Annotated in this window: 21 protein-coding genes; 7 read left to right on the forward strand and 14 right to left on the reverse strand. The window is 53.9% G+C overall.

Going from position 1 to position 21,460, the window contains the following annotated elements:
- Positions 1 to 24: 24 nt before the first annotated feature.
- The 4 genes from rsmI to IEY39_RS22790 form a co-directional block, all read right to left on the reverse strand.
- Positions 25 to 771 (reverse strand): 16S rRNA (cytidine(1402)-2'-O)-methyltransferase, encoded by a 747-nt coding sequence (rsmI, locus tag IEY39_RS22775; RefSeq protein WP_188936049.1) that lies wholly within the window; start codon positions 769 to 771, stop codon positions 25 to 27.
- Positions 771 to 1,016 carry a phosphoribosylformylglycinamidine synthase subunit PurS gene (purS, locus tag IEY39_RS22780; RefSeq protein WP_188936050.1) on the reverse strand — a complete coding sequence of 82 codons (246 nt, stop codon included), beginning with the start codon at positions 1,014 to 1,016 and terminating at the stop codon, positions 771 to 773. The genes rsmI and purS overlap by 1 nt, the downstream gene beginning before the upstream one ends.
- A gap of 80 nt (positions 1,017 to 1,096) precedes the next feature.
- Positions 1,097 to 1,897, reverse strand: coding sequence for a CDP-alcohol phosphatidyltransferase family protein (locus IEY39_RS22785; protein WP_188936051.1), 801 nt, complete (start codon positions 1,895 to 1,897; stop codon positions 1,097 to 1,099).
- A gap of 93 nt (positions 1,898 to 1,990) precedes the next feature.
- Positions 1,991 to 3,301 (reverse strand): aminopeptidase P N-terminal domain-containing protein, encoded by a 1,311-nt coding sequence (locus IEY39_RS22790; protein WP_188936053.1) that lies wholly within the window; start codon positions 3,299 to 3,301, stop codon positions 1,991 to 1,993.
- A gap of 364 nt (positions 3,302 to 3,665) precedes the next feature.
- Between IEY39_RS22790 and pckA the strand changes: the two genes are divergently transcribed.
- Positions 3,666 to 5,282, forward strand: a complete 1,617-nt coding sequence (pckA, locus tag IEY39_RS22795; RefSeq protein WP_188936056.1) for a phosphoenolpyruvate carboxykinase (ATP) — start codon at positions 3,666 to 3,668, stop codon at positions 5,280 to 5,282.
- 470 nt (positions 5,283 to 5,752) lie between these two features.
- Here pckA and IEY39_RS22800 read toward each other — a convergent pair whose 3' ends face one another.
- Both IEY39_RS22800 and trpS read right to left on the reverse strand, forming a co-directional pair.
- Entirely contained in the window at positions 5,753 to 6,388 is a 636-nt protein-coding gene (locus tag IEY39_RS22800; protein ID WP_188936057.1) for a deoxynucleoside kinase, read from the reverse strand.
- Positions 6,389 to 6,556: 168 nt separating this feature from the next.
- Positions 6,557 to 7,684 (reverse strand): tryptophan--tRNA ligase, encoded by a 1,128-nt coding sequence (gene trpS / locus IEY39_RS29905; RefSeq protein ID WP_229689039.1) that lies wholly within the window; start codon positions 7,682 to 7,684, stop codon positions 6,557 to 6,559.
- A 40-nt stretch (positions 7,685 to 7,724) separates the two neighbouring features.
- Here trpS and gatC point away from each other — a divergent pair, with 40 nt between their 5' ends.
- The 3 genes from gatC to IEY39_RS22820 all read left to right on the forward strand — a co-directional run bounded on the left by gatC (position 7,725) and on the right by IEY39_RS22820 (position 9,504).
- A complete protein-coding gene (gatC, locus tag IEY39_RS22810; RefSeq protein ID WP_188936059.1) occupies positions 7,725 to 8,015 on the forward strand; it encodes an Asp-tRNA(Asn)/Glu-tRNA(Gln) amidotransferase subunit GatC in 291 nt (96 codons plus the stop codon).
- Between the two features lie 15 nt (positions 8,016 to 8,030).
- Positions 8,031 to 8,741 carry an ABC transporter ATP-binding protein gene (locus tag IEY39_RS22815; protein WP_308423256.1) on the forward strand — a complete coding sequence of 237 codons (711 nt, stop codon included), beginning with the start codon at positions 8,031 to 8,033 and terminating at the stop codon, positions 8,739 to 8,741.
- Positions 8,742 to 8,880: 139 nt separating this feature from the next.
- Positions 8,881 to 9,504 carry a cob(I)yrinic acid a,c-diamide adenosyltransferase gene (locus tag IEY39_RS22820; RefSeq protein ID WP_188936061.1) on the forward strand — a complete coding sequence of 208 codons (624 nt, stop codon included), beginning with the start codon at positions 8,881 to 8,883 and terminating at the stop codon, positions 9,502 to 9,504.
- A 118-nt stretch (positions 9,505 to 9,622) separates the two neighbouring features.
- Here the strand turns inward: IEY39_RS22820 and IEY39_RS22825 are convergent, their stop codons facing one another.
- Positions 9,623 to 10,276, reverse strand: coding sequence for an ABC transporter ATP-binding protein (locus tag IEY39_RS22825; protein WP_188936063.1), 654 nt, complete (start codon positions 10,274 to 10,276; stop codon positions 9,623 to 9,625).
- A gap of 284 nt (positions 10,277 to 10,560) precedes the next feature.
- Here IEY39_RS22825 and IEY39_RS22830 point away from each other — a divergent pair, with 284 nt between their 5' ends.
- Positions 10,561 to 10,782 carry a DUF2795 domain-containing protein gene (locus IEY39_RS22830; RefSeq protein ID WP_039131553.1) on the forward strand — a complete coding sequence of 74 codons (222 nt, stop codon included), beginning with the start codon at positions 10,561 to 10,563 and terminating at the stop codon, positions 10,780 to 10,782.
- Positions 10,783 to 10,816: 34 nt separating this feature from the next.
- Here the strand turns inward: IEY39_RS22830 and IEY39_RS22835 are convergent, their stop codons facing one another.
- The 7 genes from IEY39_RS22835 to IEY39_RS22865 are packed head-to-tail and all read right to left on the reverse strand — an operon-like array spanning position 10,817 to position 19,341.
- Positions 10,817 to 11,629 (reverse strand): enoyl-ACP reductase FabI, encoded by an 813-nt coding sequence (locus tag IEY39_RS22835; RefSeq protein WP_188936064.1) that lies wholly within the window; start codon positions 11,627 to 11,629, stop codon positions 10,817 to 10,819.
- Between the two features lie 29 nt (positions 11,630 to 11,658).
- A complete protein-coding gene (locus tag IEY39_RS22840; RefSeq protein ID WP_188936066.1) occupies positions 11,659 to 11,862 on the reverse strand; it encodes a hypothetical protein in 204 nt (67 codons plus the stop codon).
- Positions 11,863 to 11,891: 29 nt separating this feature from the next.
- Entirely contained in the window at positions 11,892 to 13,547 is a 1,656-nt protein-coding gene (recN, locus tag IEY39_RS22845; RefSeq protein WP_188936068.1) for a DNA repair protein RecN, read from the reverse strand.
- 29 nt (positions 13,548 to 13,576) lie between these two features.
- A complete protein-coding gene (locus IEY39_RS22850) occupies positions 13,577 to 15,070 on the reverse strand; it encodes a tetratricopeptide repeat protein (RefSeq protein ID WP_188936070.1) in 1,494 nt (497 codons plus the stop codon).
- Complete coding sequence (locus tag IEY39_RS22855) at positions 15,051 to 15,806, reverse strand: zinc ribbon domain-containing protein (RefSeq protein ID WP_188936072.1); 756 nt, start codon at positions 15,804 to 15,806, stop codon at positions 15,051 to 15,053. The genes IEY39_RS22850 and IEY39_RS22855 overlap by 20 nt, the downstream gene beginning before the upstream one ends.
- An 8-nt stretch (positions 15,807 to 15,814) precedes the next feature.
- Positions 15,815 to 16,921, reverse strand: a complete 1,107-nt coding sequence (locus IEY39_RS22860; RefSeq protein ID WP_188936078.1) for a Nif3-like dinuclear metal center hexameric protein — start codon at positions 16,919 to 16,921, stop codon at positions 15,815 to 15,817.
- Positions 16,918 to 19,341, reverse strand: coding sequence for a hypothetical protein (locus IEY39_RS22865; RefSeq protein WP_188936080.1), 2,424 nt, complete (start codon positions 19,339 to 19,341; stop codon positions 16,918 to 16,920). The genes IEY39_RS22860 and IEY39_RS22865 overlap by 4 nt, the downstream gene beginning before the upstream one ends.
- A 137-nt stretch (positions 19,342 to 19,478) precedes the next feature.
- Between IEY39_RS22865 and IEY39_RS22870 the strand changes: the two genes are divergently transcribed.
- Together IEY39_RS22870 and IEY39_RS22875 are read left to right on the forward strand one after the other, a co-directional pair.
- Entirely contained in the window at positions 19,479 to 20,939 is a 1,461-nt protein-coding gene (locus IEY39_RS22870) for a carboxypeptidase M32 (protein ID WP_229689040.1), read from the forward strand.
- Positions 20,940 to 20,968: 29 nt separating this feature from the next.
- Positions 20,969 to 21,388, forward strand: a complete 420-nt coding sequence (locus IEY39_RS22875; RefSeq protein ID WP_188936084.1) for a hypothetical protein — start codon at positions 20,969 to 20,971, stop codon at positions 21,386 to 21,388.
- Positions 21,389 to 21,460 lie beyond the last annotated feature (72 nt).

Consider the following 21,460-nt stretch of genomic DNA (forward strand, 5'->3'; position numbering starts at 1 on the left):
TATTTAAGTTAATATTCACAAACCTCACTCGCCAGCCTCATCCCCCACCTCATCCTCTTCCTCCGGTCCCGGCAAATCCTCACCCGCCGGCCTCATCCTCCCACGTCCATCCACCCCCTCCACAACAATAACGATCTCCCCCTTCACCCCCTTCTCCCGGTAATGCGCACACACCTCCCGTAGCGTCCCCCGGCGATTCTCTTCATATAGCTTCGATAACTCCCGGCTCACACAACACTGCCGCTCATCACCGAAATACCCGGCCAGTTCCTCGAGCGTCTTCACCAGCCGCAGCGGCGACTCATAAAAAACCATCGTCCGCTGCTCGATAGCCAGCTGCTTCAACAACGTCTGCCGTCCTTTCTTCACCGGCAAAAAACCTTCGAAACAAAACCGGTGCATCGGCAAGCCACTGTTCACCAGCGCCGGAACAAACGCCGTCGCTCCCGGCAAACACTCCACCTTTACACCGACCCGGATACATTCCCGCACCAATAAAAAAGCCGGGTCTGACACACCCGGAGTACCCGCATCCGTCAACAGCGCTATCTTCTTGCCCTGCACCAGCTGATCTGCCAGATGATGCAACACCTTATGCTCGTTGTGCTGGTGATACGGTGAGAGGGGCTTGATTATCTGATAATGGTTCAACAACCGGGAAGAATTTCGCGTATCCTCCGCCAGGATCAGATCGACGCTTTTCAGCACATCCAAAGCCCTCAACGTAATATCCTGCAGATTGCCGATAGGAGATGGAACGATATATAACATTAATTCACTGAGATCTCAAAGTATTCCATAACAGGATTGGCCAGCAGCTTCTGCCCCGCCTCTTCCGCAATCTTCTTCGCCTCTTCAGCAGAACCCGCCTCTATCTGCAGGTAGATATTCTTCCCGATCCGCACATCATTCACGCTCCTGATCCCCAGATTCTGCAAACCACCCATCACCGCCTTTCCCTGCGGGTCTAATAATTCCTTTAACGGCATAACCTTCACCTGAACCGAATACGTCATAGTTTTTTTATTTATGCCCCCCGACAGGTTGCTTTGGTCCCTCGAGCTCCTGTTAAAAATACCTCTCGGGCCCAAAGCATCTAATGATTGGCCTTCGGCCCGCGAACCTGTGGTTCGCGTTGGGGTTGGGCGACCACCAAAGATACAATAATATAAATGACGAACACCACCGGCACCGCCAGCCATCGCAAAAACACCGCCGCCAGCAAGGCCAGCACCAGCAGCGCCAGCTTCGGCAGGTTGTTCCGCAGGCCATAATCTTTAAATTTCAACGCCATCAGCGGCAGCTTGCTCACCATCAGCCAGCCCACCACCACGATGAGGCCATATAACACCCATTTGTTAACGATCAGGGCCGCCACCGTCGGGCTCGTCGTATACCAGGAGATCAGTGGCAGCGACGCGATCAGCAGACCCGCAGCCGGCGCCGGCATACCCTTAAAACCATAGGCCTGCGACTCGTCGATGTTAAAGCGCGCAAGCCGGTACGCCGTACAGCAGGGGAAGAGCAATGCCGGTAACAACCAACCCACCGATACATCGAGCCCATCTTCCTGGCTGGCGAAGCTCAGGCGCAACAACTGGTACAGGATCATCCCCGGCGCCACACCAAAGCTCACCAGGTCGGCCAACGAATCCAGCTGCTTGCCAAGCGGCGAGGTCGCCTTGAACAAGCGCGCCACCAGTCCGTCAAAAAAATCTACCAGTCCCGCCAGACCGATGAAAAGCGAGGCCATCCCTACCCGCTCCGGCATGCTGATATACTGCGATCCATCCGGGTTGTACAACACCGCAATCCCGTTCTGCAGGATGAGGATCACCGCAATACATCCAAAAAACAAATTCAGCAAGGTGAAAAGGTTCGGTATATAATGCTTCATGCCTGAAAATTATGACTTTATTTGGATCGCGCCTCCGGTTTCCCCACCGAAAATAAACCTCCGGCGCGCCCGATCTATTTGTCCGACCTTCGGTCAGCGGCCCCGTGGTCCGCTCTGATGCGCCATCACTCCCTCTATCTCCTCCACCGTAATCGGCACCTTCTTCATCAGATCCACCACCCCATCCGCCGTGATCCACACATCATTCTCGATCCTTATCCCCATCTGTTCCTCCTCGATATAGATACCCGGCTCCACCGTCAGCACCATCCCTTCGCGAAAAGGCTCATGGCGCGGCCCCAGGTCGTGCACATCGATGCCCAGGTGATGCGAAACGCCATGATACATATACTTCGTATGCGCCGGACTCTCCTGCCCCCCATTTTTAACATCTGCTTCTGTTAACAAGCCGATGCGAACCAGCTGACGCGCCGTCTCCTCCCCCACCTGCCGGACATAATCCGCCGGCAACAACCCGGGCCGCAACAGCCCCTTAGCAAACTCCTGAACGGCAAGGCAAGCATTATACACCTCCGCCTGTCGCCGCGTGAACCGCCCGTTCACCGGTACCGAACGTGTCAGATCGGCGCTATACCCTCCAAACTGCGCGCCAAAATCCATCAGCACCAGCTCCCCATCGCGGCACTCGCCGTTATTAGCAATGTAATGTAGCGTTCTTGCCGAATCCCCGCTCGCAATAATACTTTCGTACGCCGGCCCCGGGCTGCGCCGCGAAATAAAGCCCCGCCAGATCTCCGCCTCGATCTCATACTCCATTACTCCCGGCCGGATAAAATGCAACAAATGGCGGAACGTCTCCCCCGTGATATCCGCCGCCCGCTGCATCAGCGCCACCTCGGCCGCGCTCTTTATGGCCCGCAATCGCCGAAGCACCGGAGCCGCGCGCCGGACATCGTGAAGCGGAAACTTTTCCTTCATCTCCCGGATGAACCGGTATTCTCGCGTAATAAGAGGTCCTCGCTTCCTGTCATTCTCATTCGTGTTCAGGTAGATACTATCGGCCATGTGTATCCACTGTTGCAAAAATCCCTCTATAGTATCCGTCCACAACACCGTCCCGACGCCCGATATCGCCCGGCCCTCTTCGGCGCTAAGCCGTTTCCCATCCCACTTCTCTTTCATCGGGTTCGGCCGCGCGAGCACCAGCACCTCCCGGTATCTCGGCTCGGGGTGGCCCGGGAAAAGGACGAGCATCGTATCTTCCTGCCAGACACCCGTCAGCCAAAACAGATCGCTGCTCTGGCGAAACGGGTAATGCGAATCCCCATTCGCCGGCATCTCATCGTTGCTGACAAACACCGCAACCGACCCGGGCTCCATCGCCCCCGCAAACCTGCCCCGGTTGGCCGTAAACAGCTCCGGATCATTTGGAAAATATCTCATAGTACTATCTTTTATTGGGCGCCCCCTCCGCCGCATCCCCGCTATCCCAAATCCCCGCATCTCCCCCGTCAGCCCTCAAACCCCGCGGCTCCGGGCCGGGCTCTCCACTATAGTCCTCGCAGCCCTCCACTTCGTTCCGTTCTGCTCCGGGCTGCCGTTCCGATCCCTGGCGCGGGCGACAAAAATACAATTGATCAACAAATTCCCCCATTTCGCCAAATCTCCCCAAAACTAACGCCCGTTAGTTTAGCAATATTTTAACCAAACCTACCCTAAATTTAATAATATCTAATTTCGCACCCCCACAGCCCCATGCTATAAAAAAATTTATTTTAGCTTTGCGGTAAACAAACGATTGCCCTCTATGTCAGTGCCTGTTTTCGCAATCCCCACGGACCACCTGGTTCGCCTGGGGCTCAAGATCTCCGACTCTCTACACTATCAGTTGCAACCACACGAACTCGTGCGCCACAGCCTCCGCCGCAAAGAAGGCGTACTTAACGATACTGGAGCGCTGGTCATCCGCACCGGCGCCTATACCGGCCGTAGCCCCAAAGACCGTTACATCGTCAAAGATGAACTGACATCAGGCTCCATCCACTGGAACGACTTCAACCAACCCATCGACGAAGTCCATTTCAATCGCATCTTCGACTCCATCACCGCCTATCTCAACCTGCTACCCGAACTCTTCGTCCGCGACTGCTACGTCTGCGCCGACACCCGCTTCCGGCTCAACATCCGCGTCATCAACGAACTAGCCAGTACCAACCTCTTTGCTTACAACATGTTCCTCCGGCCTACCGAGGACGAACTGGAAAACTTCCACCCCGACTGGCAGATCCTCTCCGCCCCCGGCCTGCAGCTCGACGCCGCCCATTGCGGCGCACGCAGCAACATCGCCGTCGTCATCTCCTTCCAACACCGGCTGATCCTCATCGCAGGAACAGGCTACACCGGCGAAACAAAAAAGGCTGTCTTCACCATCCTCAACTACCTTCTCCCCCACGAGAAAAAGGTCCTCAGCATGCACTGCTCGGCCAACAGAGGACCGAAAGGCGATACCGCCATCTTCTTTGGCCTCAGCGGAACGGGTAAGACAACCCTCAGCGCCGACCCCCGCCGCAGCCTCATCGGCGATGATGAACATGGGTGGACCGCCGACAACGTCTTCAACTTCGAAGGCGGCTGCTACGCAAAATGTATCAATCTCAAGGAAGAGAAAGAGCCCGCCATCTTCCGCGCCATCCGGCCCGGCGCCCTCGTCGAGAATGTCAAATTCTTCCCCGGTTCCGATCGCATCAATTTCGATGACGGATCCATAACGGAGAACACCCGCGTCTCCTACCCCTTGCATTATATCAGTAATGCCCTCGAACCCTCCCTCGGACCCACACCAAAAAATATTTTCTTTCTCACCTGCGACGCCTACGGCGTCCTGCCACCCATCTCCCGGCTCACCCCCGGCCAGGCCATGTACCAGTTCATCTCCGGTTATACGGCAAAGGTTGCCGGAACCGAGACCGGTATCACCGAGCCCAAACCCACCTTCAGCGCCTGTTTTGGCGCCCCCTTCCTCCCCCTGCACCCCGGCCGCTATGCCGAACTGCTGGGAGCAAAAATGCGGCAGCATGGAGTGAAGGTCTGGATGGTCAACACCGGCTGGTCGGGTGGCGTCTTTGGAAAGGGCAGCCGTATCCCCCTGGCGTATACCCGCGCCATGATCACCGCCGCCCTGGAAGGCGCGCTCGACGAGGTGGAATACACTTCGCATCCCGTTTTTGGAATGGCTATGGCCCTCTCCTGTCCCGGCGTGCCCGACCAGCTGCTGCACCCTCGCAACACCTGGCCCGACCCGGCAGCCTATGACGAGATGGCGGAAGAAGTAGCCGGCTGGTTTATCCGCAACTTCGAAAAATACGCCGACGGCGTCGACCCAGAGATCCTGGCCGCCGCCCCACGGGTAGCCGGAAAAAAATAGGACGCACCCCGTCTGGCAAAGAGCCCACCCGGCCTGGCGATTCGCGCCCCCCGGTTGCGGCAATCCGTTCCCCCAGGGTCCGGTAATCCGCTCCCCCAGGTGTCGGCAATTCGCTCCTTCCGGTTATGGTAATTCGCTCCTCCCGGTCAGGGCAATTCGCTCCTCCCGGTTGCGGCAATCCGTTCCCCCAGGGTCCGGCAATTAGCTCCCCCCGGCCCCGGCAATCCGTTCCCCCAGGTGTCGGCCAAAAAAAAGTAGCTAAAAAAGTGGTTAAAAATTTTGTTTATTCGGGAAAAAACCTGAGCTTGGCAGCACTTTTTTTTGAAGGCCACGTGCCTCTCAGGTCTTCGATTGTTTGCCAAAACTAACTCCATCCCACGGTGGAGTTTTTGTTTTTGCGGCCACCCCTAATGATGGCCCTACGGGCGCCGGCCTCCGGCCGGCCAGGCTAACGCCTACCTGCCCCACCCCTAAAAAAGTCCATACAACTGCGAATCTATCCGCGTAATAATCTCCCCCAAATGCTCCTCATTCTCCGGAAACTTATTCTTATCGATATCCACTATCAACAGCGGCCCCTCTTTATACCCCTCTATCCACTTATTATAAAAGTCATTCAGACGCTTCAGATAATCCAGCCGGATATTCTCCTCATACTCCCTTCCACGCTTCTGTATCTGCGCCACCAGCGTCGGCACCGACGCCTGCAGATAGATCAGCAGATCGGGCGGTTGTACCATCCGCTTTAAGGTCTGGAAGAACTGGAAATAGTTGTTGTAGTCCCGCTTGCTCATCAACCCCATCTCATGCAGGTTGGGCGCGAAAATATGTGCATCCTCATAGATCGTGCGGTCCTGTATCACCGTCTCCGTACCCGTATGTATCTCCAGCAGCTGGTTGAGGCGGCTGTTGAGAAAGAATATCTGCAGGTTAAAGGACCAACGCGGCATGTCCTCGTAAAAATCATTCAGGTACGGATTATGGTCCACATCCTCAAACTGCGGTATCCACTTGTAATGCTTGCTCAGCATCTCGGTCAGCGTCGTTTTGCCGGCGCCAATATTGCCCGCTACGGCGATGTGCTTGGGCTTTTTATTCTTCGTCATAGTAGAAAATTCAATATGCTCTCTCCGACGCCCCAGGGTCTATTCCCTCACCGAACCCACAGGCCTAGCCCTCGAATCCCCGGCACCTGTCCCCTCACCGGTCTCTTCAGGCCTACCCCCCGGTCTCCCCCGGCGAAACCCAGCCCCCCGGCTCCCCCGCCGGGCCAATCAATAATAATTCAATCCGATCGCATCCTTCACCAGACCGATCGTCACCTTCGCGCTCGACCGCGCCTTGGCCGCCCCCTCCTCCATCACCCGCCGCAGGTAGGCGTCATCGTTTTGAATGGCCTCCGCCTTCTCCCGGATAGGGGCAACAAATCGCACCATCCCCTCCGCCAGCTCTTTCTTCATATCCCCATAACGGATCGTACCCGCTTCATAGTCTGCGGAAAATTTCTGCACCACGTCTTCACTGCTCACCAGCCGCAGCAACAGGAAGAGATTCGCCACACTTTCCGACATTGGAATACCGGGCATCATTCCCCGCTGCACCGCCCCGGACTTTCCTCCCGACCGCCCCGCTCCGGATTCCCCTCCCGACTGCACCCCGGACGCCCCGGACTCTCCTCCAGGCTGCACCACCCCGGACGCCCCGGACACCGCCGGCCCACTATCCGTCTTCGCCTTGGCGATCTTCTTTCTGATCGTAGCATCATCATCGGCAAGATAGATCGTCGCCATCTGGTTCTCGCTCTTGCTCATTTTACCCGCCCCATCCAGGCTGGGAACCTTGATCAGCGCCTCCCCGAAGTTGAAGGCATACGGCTCGGGAAACACTTCCCCATATCGGCCATTGAACCGGTTCACATAGTTCCGCGCGATCTCGAGGTGCTGCTCCTGGTCCTTCCCCACCGGCACAAGGGTAGCCCGGTGCAAAAGGATATCTGCCGCCTGCAGGACAGGATAGGTCAGCAGCCCTGCATTCACGTTCTGCGGCTGCAACCGAACCTTCTCCTTAAAGGTCGGCGTCTTCTCCAGCTCACCCACATAGGCAAGCATATTCAAAAGGAGGTAAAGCTCAGAAGTCTCCGGCACGTGGCTCTGACAGTAAAAGGCAACCCTCTCCGGGTCCAGCCCCGAAGCAATATTCTCCGCCATCACCCGCCGGACATGCCCCTTCAGCTCCCTGGTCTCGTTCAGCGTGGTCAAAGCGTGAAGATCGGCGACCATAAAGTAGCAGGTATAAGCATCCTGCATCCGGACATAATTGCGCACCGCACCAAAATAGTTCCCCAGGTGGAGGAATCCCGTCGGCCGGATGCCGCTCATAACAATATCTTTCTTTTTTTCCATCGGACCGCGAAGATAGCTATTTTTGTCCCAAAGCACCGGCATGGAAGTCAACGACGCACTCATCGATAATCTGTCTAACCTCGCCCGCCTGGAATTCAACGCCAGCGAGAAAGAATCCATAAAAAAGGACCTCGAAAAGATGATCCATTTCGTGGAAAAGCTGGGCGAACTGGATACTACCGGCGTCGAACCCCTGCTGCACATGAGCCCGGAGATCAACGTCCTCCGGGAAGACATTCCCCAGGGCTCCGTCAGCCGCGAAGCAGCCCTGTCCTGCGCCCCCGTCACCGACGGCCAGTATTTTGAGGTCCCTAAAGTTATCAGAAAATAACGCTTATCCTGCATAATGACACCCACTCGCATCATACACCTTGAAAATATCCACAAAAGCTATTACATGGGCAAGCAGGCCCTTCCCGTACTAAAAGGCGTTTCCCTGGATATCCTCAAAAACGAATATGTGGCCCTCATGGGGCCCTCAGGCTCCGGTAAGAGTACCCTCATGAACATCCTGGGCTGCCTCGACACCCCCACCTCCGGAGTATATGTCCTCAACAACCAGGATGTCAGCGAGATGTCCGACGACAGTCTTGCCGATGTCCGCAATGTCGAGATCGGGTTCGTCTTCCAGCAATTCAACCTCATGCCCCGCCTCACGGCAGCAGAGAATGTCGCCCTGCCCCTGGTCTATGCCGGCGTACCAAGAAAACAGCGGATGCAACGGGCCATGGACGTTCTGGAAAAGGTCAGCCTCACCGATCGCAGCCATCACAAACCCAATGAGCTCTCCGGCGGCCAGTGTCAGCGCGTAGCCATCGCCAGGGCCCTTATCAATAATCCTTCCCTTATCCTTGCCGATGAACCCACGGGTAACCTCGATACAAAGACCTCCATCGAGATCATGGACATCTTCAGCAGCATCCAGGCCGCAGGCAACACCGTCGTTCTCGTCACGCATGAAGAGGATATCGCCAACTACGCCCACCGCATCGTACGGTTGCGCGACGGGGAGATAGAAAGCGACCGCCGCCGCCACGCACAGGCAGTAATGCCCTGACATCTCCAACCATCCTAACCGCAACCGCTCCAACCATCCTGACCCCAACCGCCGCAACCAAAAACACAAAGGTCCCAAACCAGCCGGAAACCATAACACCAATACCCAGCCCCGCGACCCAACCGGAAACCATAATACCATGGCTATAAGAATCTATACCAAAACAGGGGACAAAGGAACCACCTCCCTTATTGGCGGCACAAAAGTCTCCAAGAGCAACCTCCGCATCGAAGCCTATGGCACTGTTGATGAACTCAACTCCTTCATCGGGTTGCTTAGCGATCAGCTACACACCGCCACTGCAGCCCATGCCGCCGCTGCCATCCTCGCCGGCGCCTCCAACCCCGAACCCCTCTTCTCCGAAGCCCAAACCATGCTCCGCGAGATTCAGGATCGGCTCTTCACCGTCGGCTCCTCCCTCGCCTGTGACCCGGAGAAAGAGCCAAAGTTGAAAATACCCGATCTCTCCGAAGACGATCTCCAACTGCTGGAGGCTACAATAGATGCTATGGAAGCCGACCTCCCGCCCATGAAGTCCTTTCTCTTACCGGGAGGCCATCCTGCCGTCTCTACCGCCCATATTGTTCGATGTGTCTGCCGCCGCGCCGAGCGATGCTGTGTCCGGATGCAGGACGAACAACTCTTCCTCGAACCCCTCGTCCTGCGCTATCTCAATCGGCTCAGCGACTACTTCTTCGTACTCGCCCGCTTCATCGGCCACCACCTCGGGGTCCCGGAGATCCCCTGGAAGCCCCGCGTATGACCTGGGCGTTCCCCTTCGGGTCGGGCTTTCCGCTACAAGTCCTCGCTTACAGCTCCGGGCTTTCCGCTTCAATCCCTAACGCATCCTCTCCCGCAAGAGCCCCATAAAAATTTGATTATCAATTAACAATCATCCCATCCTTCATGTGGAGTACCCGGTCGCTCATAGTGGCCAGCTCTTCGTTATGGGTGACGATAAGAAAGGTCTGTTGAAACCGGTTGCGCAGGTCGAAGAAAAGCTGATGCAGCTCCTTCGCATTTGCCGTGTCCAGGTTGCCGGTCGGCTCATCGGCGAATACGATATCCGGGTTGTTGATAAGTGCCCGGGCCACCGCCACCCGTTGTTGTTCCCCGCCGGATAAGGCCCCGGGCTTGTTCTCTATGCGATGGTCGACACCGAGTACCCGCAGCAATTCGAGTGCCTGTTCTTCTACCTCCCGTTTCTTTCGGCCGGCGATCCACCCCGGAATACACACGTTTTCGAGGGCGCTAAACTCCGGAAGCAGGTGATGGAACTGGAATACAAAACCGATGTGTTTATTACGGAACGCCGCCAGTGGCCTGCCTTTGAGGTCATGGATCTTTTTATTTTGCAGGAATATCTCACCCGAAGCCGGTTCATCCAGGGTGCCGAGTATATGCAGCAGGGTACTTTTTCCTGACCCGGAAGGGCCGACAATGCTAACGATCTCGCCTTTTGCAATATTCACCGTTACCCCCTTCAAAACCCACAGATTCCCATAATATTTTTGTATTCCCTTGGCTGTTAACATACTATTAATTTAGTCGCGGCGTTGTACGATAGCCGGCGGCAAAAAATTGCAAAATAAAATAATTTTTTGCCTTGGCACCTCTAATGTCGGTCCACTTCATGGACGAACCGGACTCCGCCCGGTTAGGACATGCGGCGGCTGCACCGTAAACGCATAGCACAAACGTACAAGTTAGCCCTCAGAATCGATAAAAAATTTACACATAGGCCTCCGTTGGTCAAAATAGGAAAGGAGAAATTTGGAGAAATCATTTTAAAAATTACTTTTGCGAAAAATTAAGAACGATGTTTTGGACGCTTGAATTAGCCAGCTACCTGGAAGATGCCCCCTGGCCGGCTACCAAAGATGAATTGATCGATTATGCTATTCGTTCCGGTGCCCCCATCGAAGTAGTAGAGAATTTACAGGAGTTGGAAGACGAAGGAGAGATTTACGAGGGAATAGACGATATCTGGCCCGACTATCCCAGTCAAGAAGATTTCTTTTTCAACGAAGACGAATATTAACAAAGTGGCGCTCCTCCGGAGCGCCACTCTTTTTTTATTTCTCCATCTGATTGATCACCGCTTCCGTCACACCGATCGATGAGAACCCGCCATCATGAAACAGGTTCTGCATCGTCACCATTTTCGTCAGATCGCTAAACAAGGTTACACAATAGTCGGCACACTCGTCGGCCGACGCATTCCCCAACGGACTCATCTTCTCCGCATAGGTAATAAATCCGTCAAAACCCTTTACTCCGCTGCCCGCCGTAGTCCGCGTCGGTGACTGCGAAACGGTATTGACCCGTACTTTCTTCTTCATTCCATAATTATATCCAAAGCTCCGCGCCACACTCTCCAGCAGGGCCTTTGCATCAGCCATTTCATTGTAATCCGGGAAAACCCGCTGAGCGGCGATATAGGTCAGCGCAACCACGCTGGCGCCTTCATTCAGCGCATCCATATCCCAGGCCGTCCGCAACACTCGGTGCAGGGACATCGCCGAAATATCCAGCGTCTTCTTGTTCCACTCATAATCTATCTCCGTATAGCTCTTCCCCTTCCGCACATTCAGACTCATTCCGATGGAATGCAGCACAAAATCGATGCCCCCGCCAAAATGTTTCATCGATTCCTCAAACAGCTTCTTCAGATCTTCCATGCTGGTGACATCAGCACCGATGACAGGAGCTTTCACCTCTTCGGCTAATTTGTTGATCTCGCCCATCCGCAAAGCCACGGGCGCATTCGTCAGTACCAGCTGCGCACTTTCTTCGTGACATCTCAAAGCCGTCCGCCAGGCAATGGACTTTTCGTCCAACGCGCCGAATATGATTCCCTTTTTCCCCTTAAGCAGGTTATATGCCATAGATTGAATTTTGCGCCAAATATATACAATTATCGCCCAAACAACCTCACCATCAGTCCAACGATAAGAACGGTATACACCACGATGAGTATAAAATTCGAAAAGAGGAAGAGGAAGAATCTACCCGCCGATTCGCGGGGCCGCATCACCCCCTGCAACCAGCGATTGAGATAGTACACCGGAACCAGCGCCAGCCCGATGATCAGTAATATAAGTAAGGAACGAAATTTCATAATCTCATCCAGGCATGATCCGCCAGCCATCATCCCAACACCATTTCCCGGGCATTTTCCAACGCCGCCGCCGTAGGCTTCTCCCCGCTTAGCATCTGGGCGATAGCGGTGATCCGCTCATCCTGATTCAACAGGCGTATATTGGTTTTAATGGCTTCCCCTTTGACAGCCTTGTATACAAAATAATGCGCATCGGCCTTCCCGGCAATCTGCGGCTGATGGGTGATACAGATCACCTGCCGCTTCTTCGCCAAACCTTTTAAAATGACCCCGACCTGCCTTGCCGCTTCTCCGGAAATACCTGTGTCGATCTCGTCAAAAATAAGCGTCGGCAGATCGATGGATTCTGCCACAAGGGATTTGATGCAAAGCATCAGGCGGCTCAATTCACCACCGGAAGCTACTTTGCGGATGGGTTCATATCGCTCGCTCTTGTTGGCGTCAAAAAGGAATTCGACAGCATCCGCGCCAAAAGCATTGAGCTCGGCCGGCGCCACCTGAACTTTCAACCGGGCATTGGGCATACCCACCTGCTTGAGCAGCTTATTCACTTTTTCCTCCAACGGTGTGGCCTGCGCCTGACGGCTCTTGGACAACACCGCGGCCTTTTGCTGCACCTCCTTCAAAATCCTGGCGACTTCCTTCTCACCGGCCGCTATACCTGCTTCTACCTGCAGGGTGTCCTGCAGCTTATGTTCCAGTTGCCCGTATATATCCAGCAAGGCGCCGGTAGTTTGCACCCCATGTTTCTTTAATAGCTTATACCCGGTAGAAAGTCGTTCGTTTATCTCTTCTATCCGGCGCGGGTCATAGCTTACTTCTTCATTTATCCGGTCTACCTCTCCCGCAATATCCTGCAACTCTATCTGCACCGACGACATCCGTTCGGCCAGCGCGGACAGTTCCGCATGATACCCCGCATAGGTCTGCAGGGAATGAAGAAGGCTCCTCAGCTGTTGTACCAGCGGCTGCTCGCCTTCCTGCAGATCGTAATAGATTTTGGATAATGCCGTCTTGATCCCCTCCGAATTATTCAACAGCTTCAACTCCTGATCCAGCTCTTCCAATTCGTTTTCTCGCAGACTCGCCTCGTTGAGCTCATCAAAAAGGAATTTGTTATAGTCCAGCTCTTTATTGAACTGTGCCTGTTGTTCCCGCAGGGTCGCCAGCTCCCGGGCCGCAGCCTGCCAATTACGGTACAGCCCACGGTATTCCTCCAGTACGGTACCCTGACCCGCAAGCGCATCCAACACCTCCCTTTGAAAATCCGATTCACCCAGCTCCAGCGTATCGAATTGACGATGCAGATCGACTAATAACGAGCTCAACCCCCTCAGCTGTTCGAGATTCACCGACGTGTCGTTTACAAACGCCCTGGACTTACCCGAAGGTGCTATCTCCCGCCTGATCACCACCTCATCTTCGACGTCCAGATCATTAGCCGTAAAAAAAGCCGCCACTTCTTTCTTCCCGCCAAGCGCAAAGACGCCCTCCACCACAGACTTCTTATCGCGCTGAAGCAGCACCGCCGTGTCGGCCCGGTCGCCAAGAATCAGCGAAAGTGCACCCATCAGGATGGATTTACCCGCGCCTGTCTCGCCCGTGATCACATTCAGCCGTTGCGAAAAATCGATATTCAACGCATCGATGATGGCGTAGTTCTGTATTTGCAACCTTTGTAGCATACGTGTAGGCAAATTAAAGAAAATTCTTTCTATTCACCTTTACATCTGGCGATGCCGGCCTTCGCCCGCTGGTCGAGCGAATTCTTATAGTCATGATCCTTAAGGGAAAGGCATTTTTCGAAGAAGGAGATCGCCCGCATTTTATCCCCACGCTGTTCATAAATATATCCGATCTGCAACGCCGACCTCGCCGCATAGTACTCCCTCAGCTGTTCGCCTGTCTTGATGGTTGTGAGATAGGCTTGAATAGCTTCATCGCTGCGGCCCAATCCATCATAGATACGTGCCAACCGGTAGGAATATTCACATTTTTCCTCCGCCGTCGCAAAACCCGCCGGATTGGTTCCCTGCAACAAGGATAAGGCTTCCGTAAAATAACCACCGTCACTCAACAGCCGCGCCCGCAACAGCTGCTTGTTGGACCACTGCTGGCTCCGCGCCTCCTTCAGGGCCTGCCGGTCGGCATCGGATTCCGTATTCCCCCTTCGCAGCACCAACAGCCGGAAACTATCGGCCTTCGATTGGTCTCCCTTCAGATAGTAAAACCAGGACAGCTTTAACAGGGCATCCTTGACATAGAACCGGCCTTGAAATCGCTGTAGGAATCGCTCCAGGTAGACCGCGGCCCCCGGCTCCAGGTGGTTGACACAGGCATAGCCCATTTCCAGGTCCCAGACAGGCATATCCAGGTAACCCGGGGCATTGCTCTTCTGGCTCATTATCTGTATTGCCAACGCGCTCCGGTGATCGTTGATACACAGGTTCGCATACAGATAGGTGTAAAGATGGTTATGCTGTACATCCAGCTGGTGCTGCCGGATATAGGCAAATACTTCCTCCCGCTTGTTCTCGATATAAAACTTCAGATAGAGATAGTAAAAAATAGCCTCATCCCGGTAGAGCCGGGCCCATTCATCATTGGAAGCCAGAAATCGCTCCAGCTGTTGCATTCCGGCCGTGATACTGCCCCTGATGCCCAGCAGGCTGCTAAGCCATTTATACCCGTCAGGAATCGTCCCTGCCACCACCTGCATGGCCCCGCTAAGCATAGTGGCTGCAGCAAAATCCGGAAACTGTTTTGCACAATCCCGGCTTTGCAGGAAACTGCGGCGGAAATCCCAGCCCGCATCCCAGTTGTTACCAAATTTTATCCGGATAGCCGCCCATTGAAAATGGATCACGCTTCGCGTAAAGAGATTCCATGGTGAGGACTCCGGCCCCTGGCTCATCAATTCCAGCCGCTGGTCCAGCCGGTCCTTCCAGGCTTCATACTGCCTGGCATCCTCATTAAAAAAGAGTTGAAAAAAATCGATGTAGTTATCAAGGAAAAAAGGGATCAGATTATTCGGATCCCTTTTCTTTTCATTTTGCAGAAGCCGGCTGCCATCTTCCAGCCGCAACTCGATGATGGACTGGTAAGCCTGCCGGCAGGTATTGTTGAAATCGTAATGCTTTTGCCCGACGCTTAAAATAGGAATCAAGAGGCAGGCCGCAAGCGCGATCCTATTTAACCTCGATGGCATCGTTCAGCTCATTGTCGACCAGGATACGGCCGCAGTTTTCGCAAACGATGATCTTCTTACGCTGGCGAATCTCACTCTGACGCTGGGGCGGGATAGCATTAAAGCAGCCGCCGCAGGCATCACGCAACACCGGCACCACGGCCAGCCCATTGCGGTAGTTGCTCCGGATACGGTCGTAAGAATGCAACAACCGGGGCTCGACCTTTTCCCGTGCTTCGCCGGATAATTTGGTGAAATGCTTCTCTTCCTTCTCCGTAGTAGCGATGATCTTGTCCAGCTCGTCCTTCTTGTTCTTCAAAACGGACTCCTTGCTGCCGATGTTCTTCTTCGCCTTCTCCAGCAACAACACCTTCTCGGCAATCTCTTCATTGGCGTCCTTGATATGCTTCTCGGCAAGCTTAACCTCCAGCTGCTGCATCTCGATCTCCTTATTGATCGCCTCGAATTCGCGGCTGTTCTTTACGTTCTGGCTTTGTTTATCGTATTTCTTGATCAGCGCATCGGCTTCTTTGATAGCCTCTTTCTTTTGGTTGATGAATTCCTGGATGCCGTTGATCTCTTCCTCCACCCGGGTCTGACGGGAATGCAAACCCGTGATCTCATCTTCCAGGTCGCTTACTTCCATCGGCAGTTCGCCTTTCAGGATCTTGTACTCGTCCAACTTCGATTCGACCTTTTGGAGGGTCACCAGAGAGATGAGCTTTTCCTCCACAGAGAATTCTTTTACGCTTGACATAGTTGAGTTTAATAAAAATATTTTATCGGATTCGTTTTGACCACCGATTTAAGGACCGCAAAATTACGAAATTTTTCCCGCAAAACGTCAAAAAGCAGATCGACAGTGAATTGCTCGCTTTCAAAATGCCCTATATCGGCAATAACCATCTGGTCATTCGCATCAAAAAACTCATGATATTTAACATCCGCCGTAATGTAAAAGTTGGCGCCAGCCGCTAAAGCCTTGGAAATGAGAAAACTACCTACCCCTCCACAAACCGCTACCCTTTTCACCGGCCGCCCCGTCAGCCGGGTATGGCGGATCACCGGCACCCCAAAAGCCCGACGCACCAGTTCCAAAAAGGCATTTTCCTCCATTTCCACGGGCAGCTCACCCACCAGGCCAGACCCCACCCCCGCGTCGGTATTGGCTAGGGGCACAAGATCATAGGCTACTTCCTCATAGGGGTGGGCCGCGATCATGGCCCGCACCACTTCCCGGCTAAGATGTGCCGGGACGATCACTTCCAGCCGTGCCTCCTTCTCCGTATGGCGGCTCCCCAACTCCCCTACAAAGGGTTGCGCCCCTTCACCGGCTTTAAAGGTGCCCAGGCCCTCAACGGTATAGCTGGCCTCGCTGTAATTCCCGATATGCCCCGCACCGGCGGCAAACACCGCCGCCCGAACGGCTTCCAGGTGATTCACCGGTACAAAACAAAACAACTTCTGCAGCGTCCCAACCCTCGGCAGCAGGGCCCTGCCCCCCATGATGCCCAACTTCGCAGCTATCCGCCCGTTGACGCCTCTGACTACTACATTATCCAGGTTGGTATGGATGGCATAGATGGCAATATCACGTTTGATCGCTGCGATAACCGTCCGCTCCACGTAGTTATGTCCGGTGATCTTCTTCAGTCCGCCAAAAATGATGGGATGGTGGGCGACAATGAGATTAGCCCGGCAGGCAACAGCCTCCATCACCACCTCTTCGGTGGCATCCAAAGTCGTAAGTACACCCGTGCATTCCCACAGCCCGCTGCCCGTAAGCAACCCGGCATTGTCATAAGACTCCTGCCAGGCCGGCGGCGCCAGCGTGTCCAGGAAACGAACAATATCTAAAATTTGCGTACTCATTGCACGATCTGTTCGATATGCGTCAGCTTTCCATCCTCGTTAAATCCTTCCAGCACAATCCTCAGCTTCCTGGTGATATCGTTATTGAAGAAATCGACGTTGACATGTCTGTTGTCCTTATCCGTCAGCACATAAGGCTTCCAGTAGAGGGTCGTCCGCAAATCTTCACCCTCATTGCGCGGATCGTTCTCCAGGTAGTTGGGCGAATAGAATTCCTTCGGCATGGAATACCCTAACAGGATGGCCCTGTCCAGCCCCTTGAAGCTGGGATCGTTGCCCCTCTTCTCATCGCCTCCCTTCTTGGTATAGATAGCGATAGTCCCGCCCGAACCACCACCAAAGCCGACACCCGATCCCGGGCGGAAGACCTTCACCATGGCGACATCCGTCACCGGGGTGCTTTGAAGTTGCTGGGCATCCACTTGCATTTCGTTGAGATAGAGCCCGGGTCTGCCACCCCGCCAGGAAAGCGAAGGCGTCCCTCCGGGACCATTGCCCGGCGTGATCTGCAACCCGGGTACCTTCCCCTGCAGGTAGGTAAAGATGTCCGGATAGGCCGACGCAAGATTGTCATTCACCAGGTCGAAGGTATACGCATCCCCACCGGAAAACATTCCCGAAGCATACTTCTCGTCCAGCTTTTCGGCATCGGTCTTTACACGCGCTGTTTTCGTCACCGTAGCCAACGTCTTCACCTTCTGATCCTCTATCGGTTGCACCCTGGCTTCCTCCTGTACAATATACCGGTTGCGCCGCAGATAGGCGGAGTCTTCTGCCGTCCAACCCTCAAAAGCATTCGTCAACGGCTTGGCCGCCCTCATCCCCGGCACCAGTCCGGTGTTGAAGGTCACTGCTGCCTGGCTGGACAGGGAATGGTTGACATTGAACATATAAAAGGCTTTCACCGTATCGTAAAAGACAAGACCCGTCACACCGAATTTCGACCCCGAAATATGCGGGATGGAATACATTTGGGTGCTCGAATCCTTCCTGCTCATGATGACATTAAGGGACTCATCCTTGGCAATCTTATAAGGGTCTACTCCCAACACCTCTACCCGCATCGAAAGATAATCCTGCTCAGGGTTCTTGATCACCGGCACCTGTCCCCGCACAAGCGACTCCCATTTAAACCGGCGCCAGCCATGCGTCAGCATGACGAGATCGAGTTGCGACATCAGGCTATCGGCAGTACCGGAAAAATAATAATACGGATCATGTATTATCCCCCGCAATTCCCCCGTCACCAACAACCGGGAAACGATATTGTCTTCATCGGGGAAATCCCCATCCGCTGTGGCATCCGTCACCGAAAGGGAAAGGTTGCTGCGCAGCGTATCCGGGACATCGATCATCAGGCTGTTCTTCCCCCGCCGGGTCACACTTTTCATTTGCATCCCGATCTCAGGCTTGAACAGGTATTCGTGGTTGTTGACAAACACCACCCGCTCGGCCACAGGCATCAGATCAGATCTGAAGACAGTGAGTTGCAGGACGCCACTGGGCAGCTGCCCGGTCGGGATGGTGCCTCCACTCATAAAATTATCTTCCAGGTTGATCTTTGCCTTATACACGAGATGCTGATGCATATGGGCGATAATGATAAGATGTTTGTATTCCGGCCCCCCTTCGGCGCTGCGGGCCACGGAAAAAAGGACTTTCTGGTTGCCCGAAATAGCCCTCATCACCACCCCGATGGACTTCACCGCGGGCAACGGCGTGCGATGCTCGATCCCTTTCTCATCCTGCCATACGGCCGTCAGGGAATCGCCTTTGTCCGGCGTAACAGGAAAGCGGCCCATCCCATCATGTTCCGACGTAAAGTTCATCACCTCCTTCCCGGTCTTATCCTGAATCGTCCCCTTTACGTTCACCGGCAGCCCAAACTGGTCATCCGCTTTGAATGCCACCATGCCCTCTACTCCCGCGACAAGATCACCGCCTTCGGGAAAGAACTGAAGCCGCGTCTGCCGGGGGACAATGGTCACCGTAAGGACGCTGTCTTTTTTATCATAGATACGGATATCCTTTTCAAAATAAAAAGCAGTATCGAAATTGGTCATCCACGTAGTATAACCCCTGAAATGCAAATGCCGGCCCTTTACTTCTTTTGGCAGATCGAAATTACCCGCCGTGCTCGACTCCGAAATGGGATAGACCTTTCGCTGGATGATGGCGCCCGAAGCATCCGACAGCTCGGCATAAAAATTTTTACTATATAAGGAAGGATCGGCGCCTGAAAAAATATAGGCCTTAAACCAGATGGTTTCTCCCGAATTATAAAGATTCTTGTCAAAATGAACATATACCTTTTCCTGGGGATAATGGTCAGCATACACATTCATCATGGAATCCAGCTTTTGCGCATGCATCAACAGGGGGGACAACAACGGCAGGCAGAACAAAATGGATTGCGCCAAAAGGCAGCGAATTTTTTTCATACTATATTCAAAATGAGATTAATTTCGGAATGTTTTCCCTCTTCGAGGGCGAAAAAATTGTTAAAATGGTTTTAACAAAGTCATCCCAAGAGCTCTACAGCGAATATACAGCTCGAATGCAAAAGATCGCCGATGTAAAATTTTCGGCAGCCGTTCTCCAATGGGACCAGGAAACCTATCTCCCGCCAAAAGGGGCGGAATTCCGTGGCCGGCAACTGGCTACCCTTTCCGAGATAGCGCACGAATGGTTCATCGACCCCCAGCTTGGCCAGCTGCTCGAAGAGCTGCATTCCCGGCACGATTTGCAGGACGATCAGCAACGAAACGTTGCCCTGAGCCTGGAAGACTATAACAAGCAAAAGAAGTTCACCCCAGCCTTTATCCGGCAGCTCAGCGAAGCCAGCTCCCGCTGCTTTCATTCCTGGCTGCAAGCCCGGTCGGCCAATTCTTTTGCCCTCTTCAGCGCCGACCTGGAGCACATGGTACAGCTGAAAAAAGAAGAAGCCCAATTAGCCGGCTACAAGGAACATCCCTACAACGCCCTTCTCGACCAATATGAGAAAGGCGCTACCGTCGCGCTCCTCGACAGGGTCTTCACCGAAGTACGCCAGCCCCTGAAAGACCTGCTCGGGCGCATCGCCGGCGGCCAGTCCGTCGATGATCGTTTCCTACGCCAGGATTACCCCAAACAAAAACAATGGGATTTCGGTATGGAGCTCATCCGGCGAATGGGGTTCGATTTTGACGCAGGCCGCCAGGATATCTCCGAACACCCCTTCACGACCAACTTCAACAGCCTTGACGTCCGAATAACCACCCGCATTGACGAGCATGATTTCAACCACATGACCTGGAGCTGCATCCACGAAACCGGGCACGCCCTTTACGAACAAGGCCTGTCTGCGGATTACTATGGCCTGCCCCTGGGTGAATTTGCCAGCCTCGGCATCCATGAGTCCCAATCCCGGCTGTGGGAGAACAATGTCGGCAGAAGCTATAATTGGTGGCAGGCGATCTACCCCCGCTTACAAAGGGTCTTCCCTACACAGTTGAGCGACGTTTCCTTGCAACAGTTCTACCGGGCCATCAATAAGGTTCAACCCTCGCTCATCCGCACCGAAGCCGACGAGGTTTCTTACCACTTTCACGTCATGATCCGCTACGAGTTGGAAAAACGGCTCATCGAAGGCAGCCTGGCCGTTGCCGATATCCCTGCCTGGTGGAACGAACACTATGCCGCCTGGCTGGGTGTCACCGTCCCCGACGATAAAAGAGGCTGCCTGCAGGACGTACACTGGAGCCATGGCAGTTTCGGCTATTTTCCCACCTATAGCCTGGGCAGTTTCTATGCCGCTCAGTTCTTCGCAGCCGCTGAAAACCAGCTTCCTGGGTTGCATGAGGCCATCGGCGCAGGAAATACGGCCCCGCTGCTCGCCTGGCTGCGGGAAAATATCCACCGTTGGGGCCGCCGCTATACCAGCGAGGAATTATGCCAAAAAGCGACCGGAAAAACTCTGGAAATCAGGTATTTTTTAGACTATTTACTTGATAAATACGTTAATATTTATAAATTTTAACCTGTAAGAAACTGCTAAAACGATAGCCTATGAAGCGTCTGATCTTGATAGTCCCCGTGCTACTCGCCTTTTGCACCTTTTCCTGTAAAAAGTATATCCAGCAACAGGAGCAGAATGCGGCCACTGCCGCCATTACCAACGGGTTATGGTATGTGTCTGACTATAAACAAAATGGTAGCGATATCACCACAGCTTTTTCAGGTTATCTCTTTAAATTTGACCCCAATAGCACGGTAACGGCGTTTACAACCAGTATCACGGTCACCGGCCAGTGGTCAGATAACATCATCGCCCGCACCGTAACTGCTAACTTTCCCGGCGCAGGCGCTCCACTGGTGTACCTCAACGAAACCTGGAAAATCACCGATAGCTATACCGACAGTGTCGCGGCAAACTGCACCGATACCGTCAACCATACAACCAATATCCTACAGTTGAAAAAGCAGTGATCCGCCCCTTCGAATGCTTCCCTAATTTCCTATTCTAAACGGTCGGCCGCCGGTCGATCGGGAATAACCAGC

Source organism: Puia dinghuensis (assembly GCF_014642875.1).
GTDB lineage: Bacteria > Bacteroidota > Bacteroidia > Chitinophagales > Chitinophagaceae > Puia > Puia dinghuensis.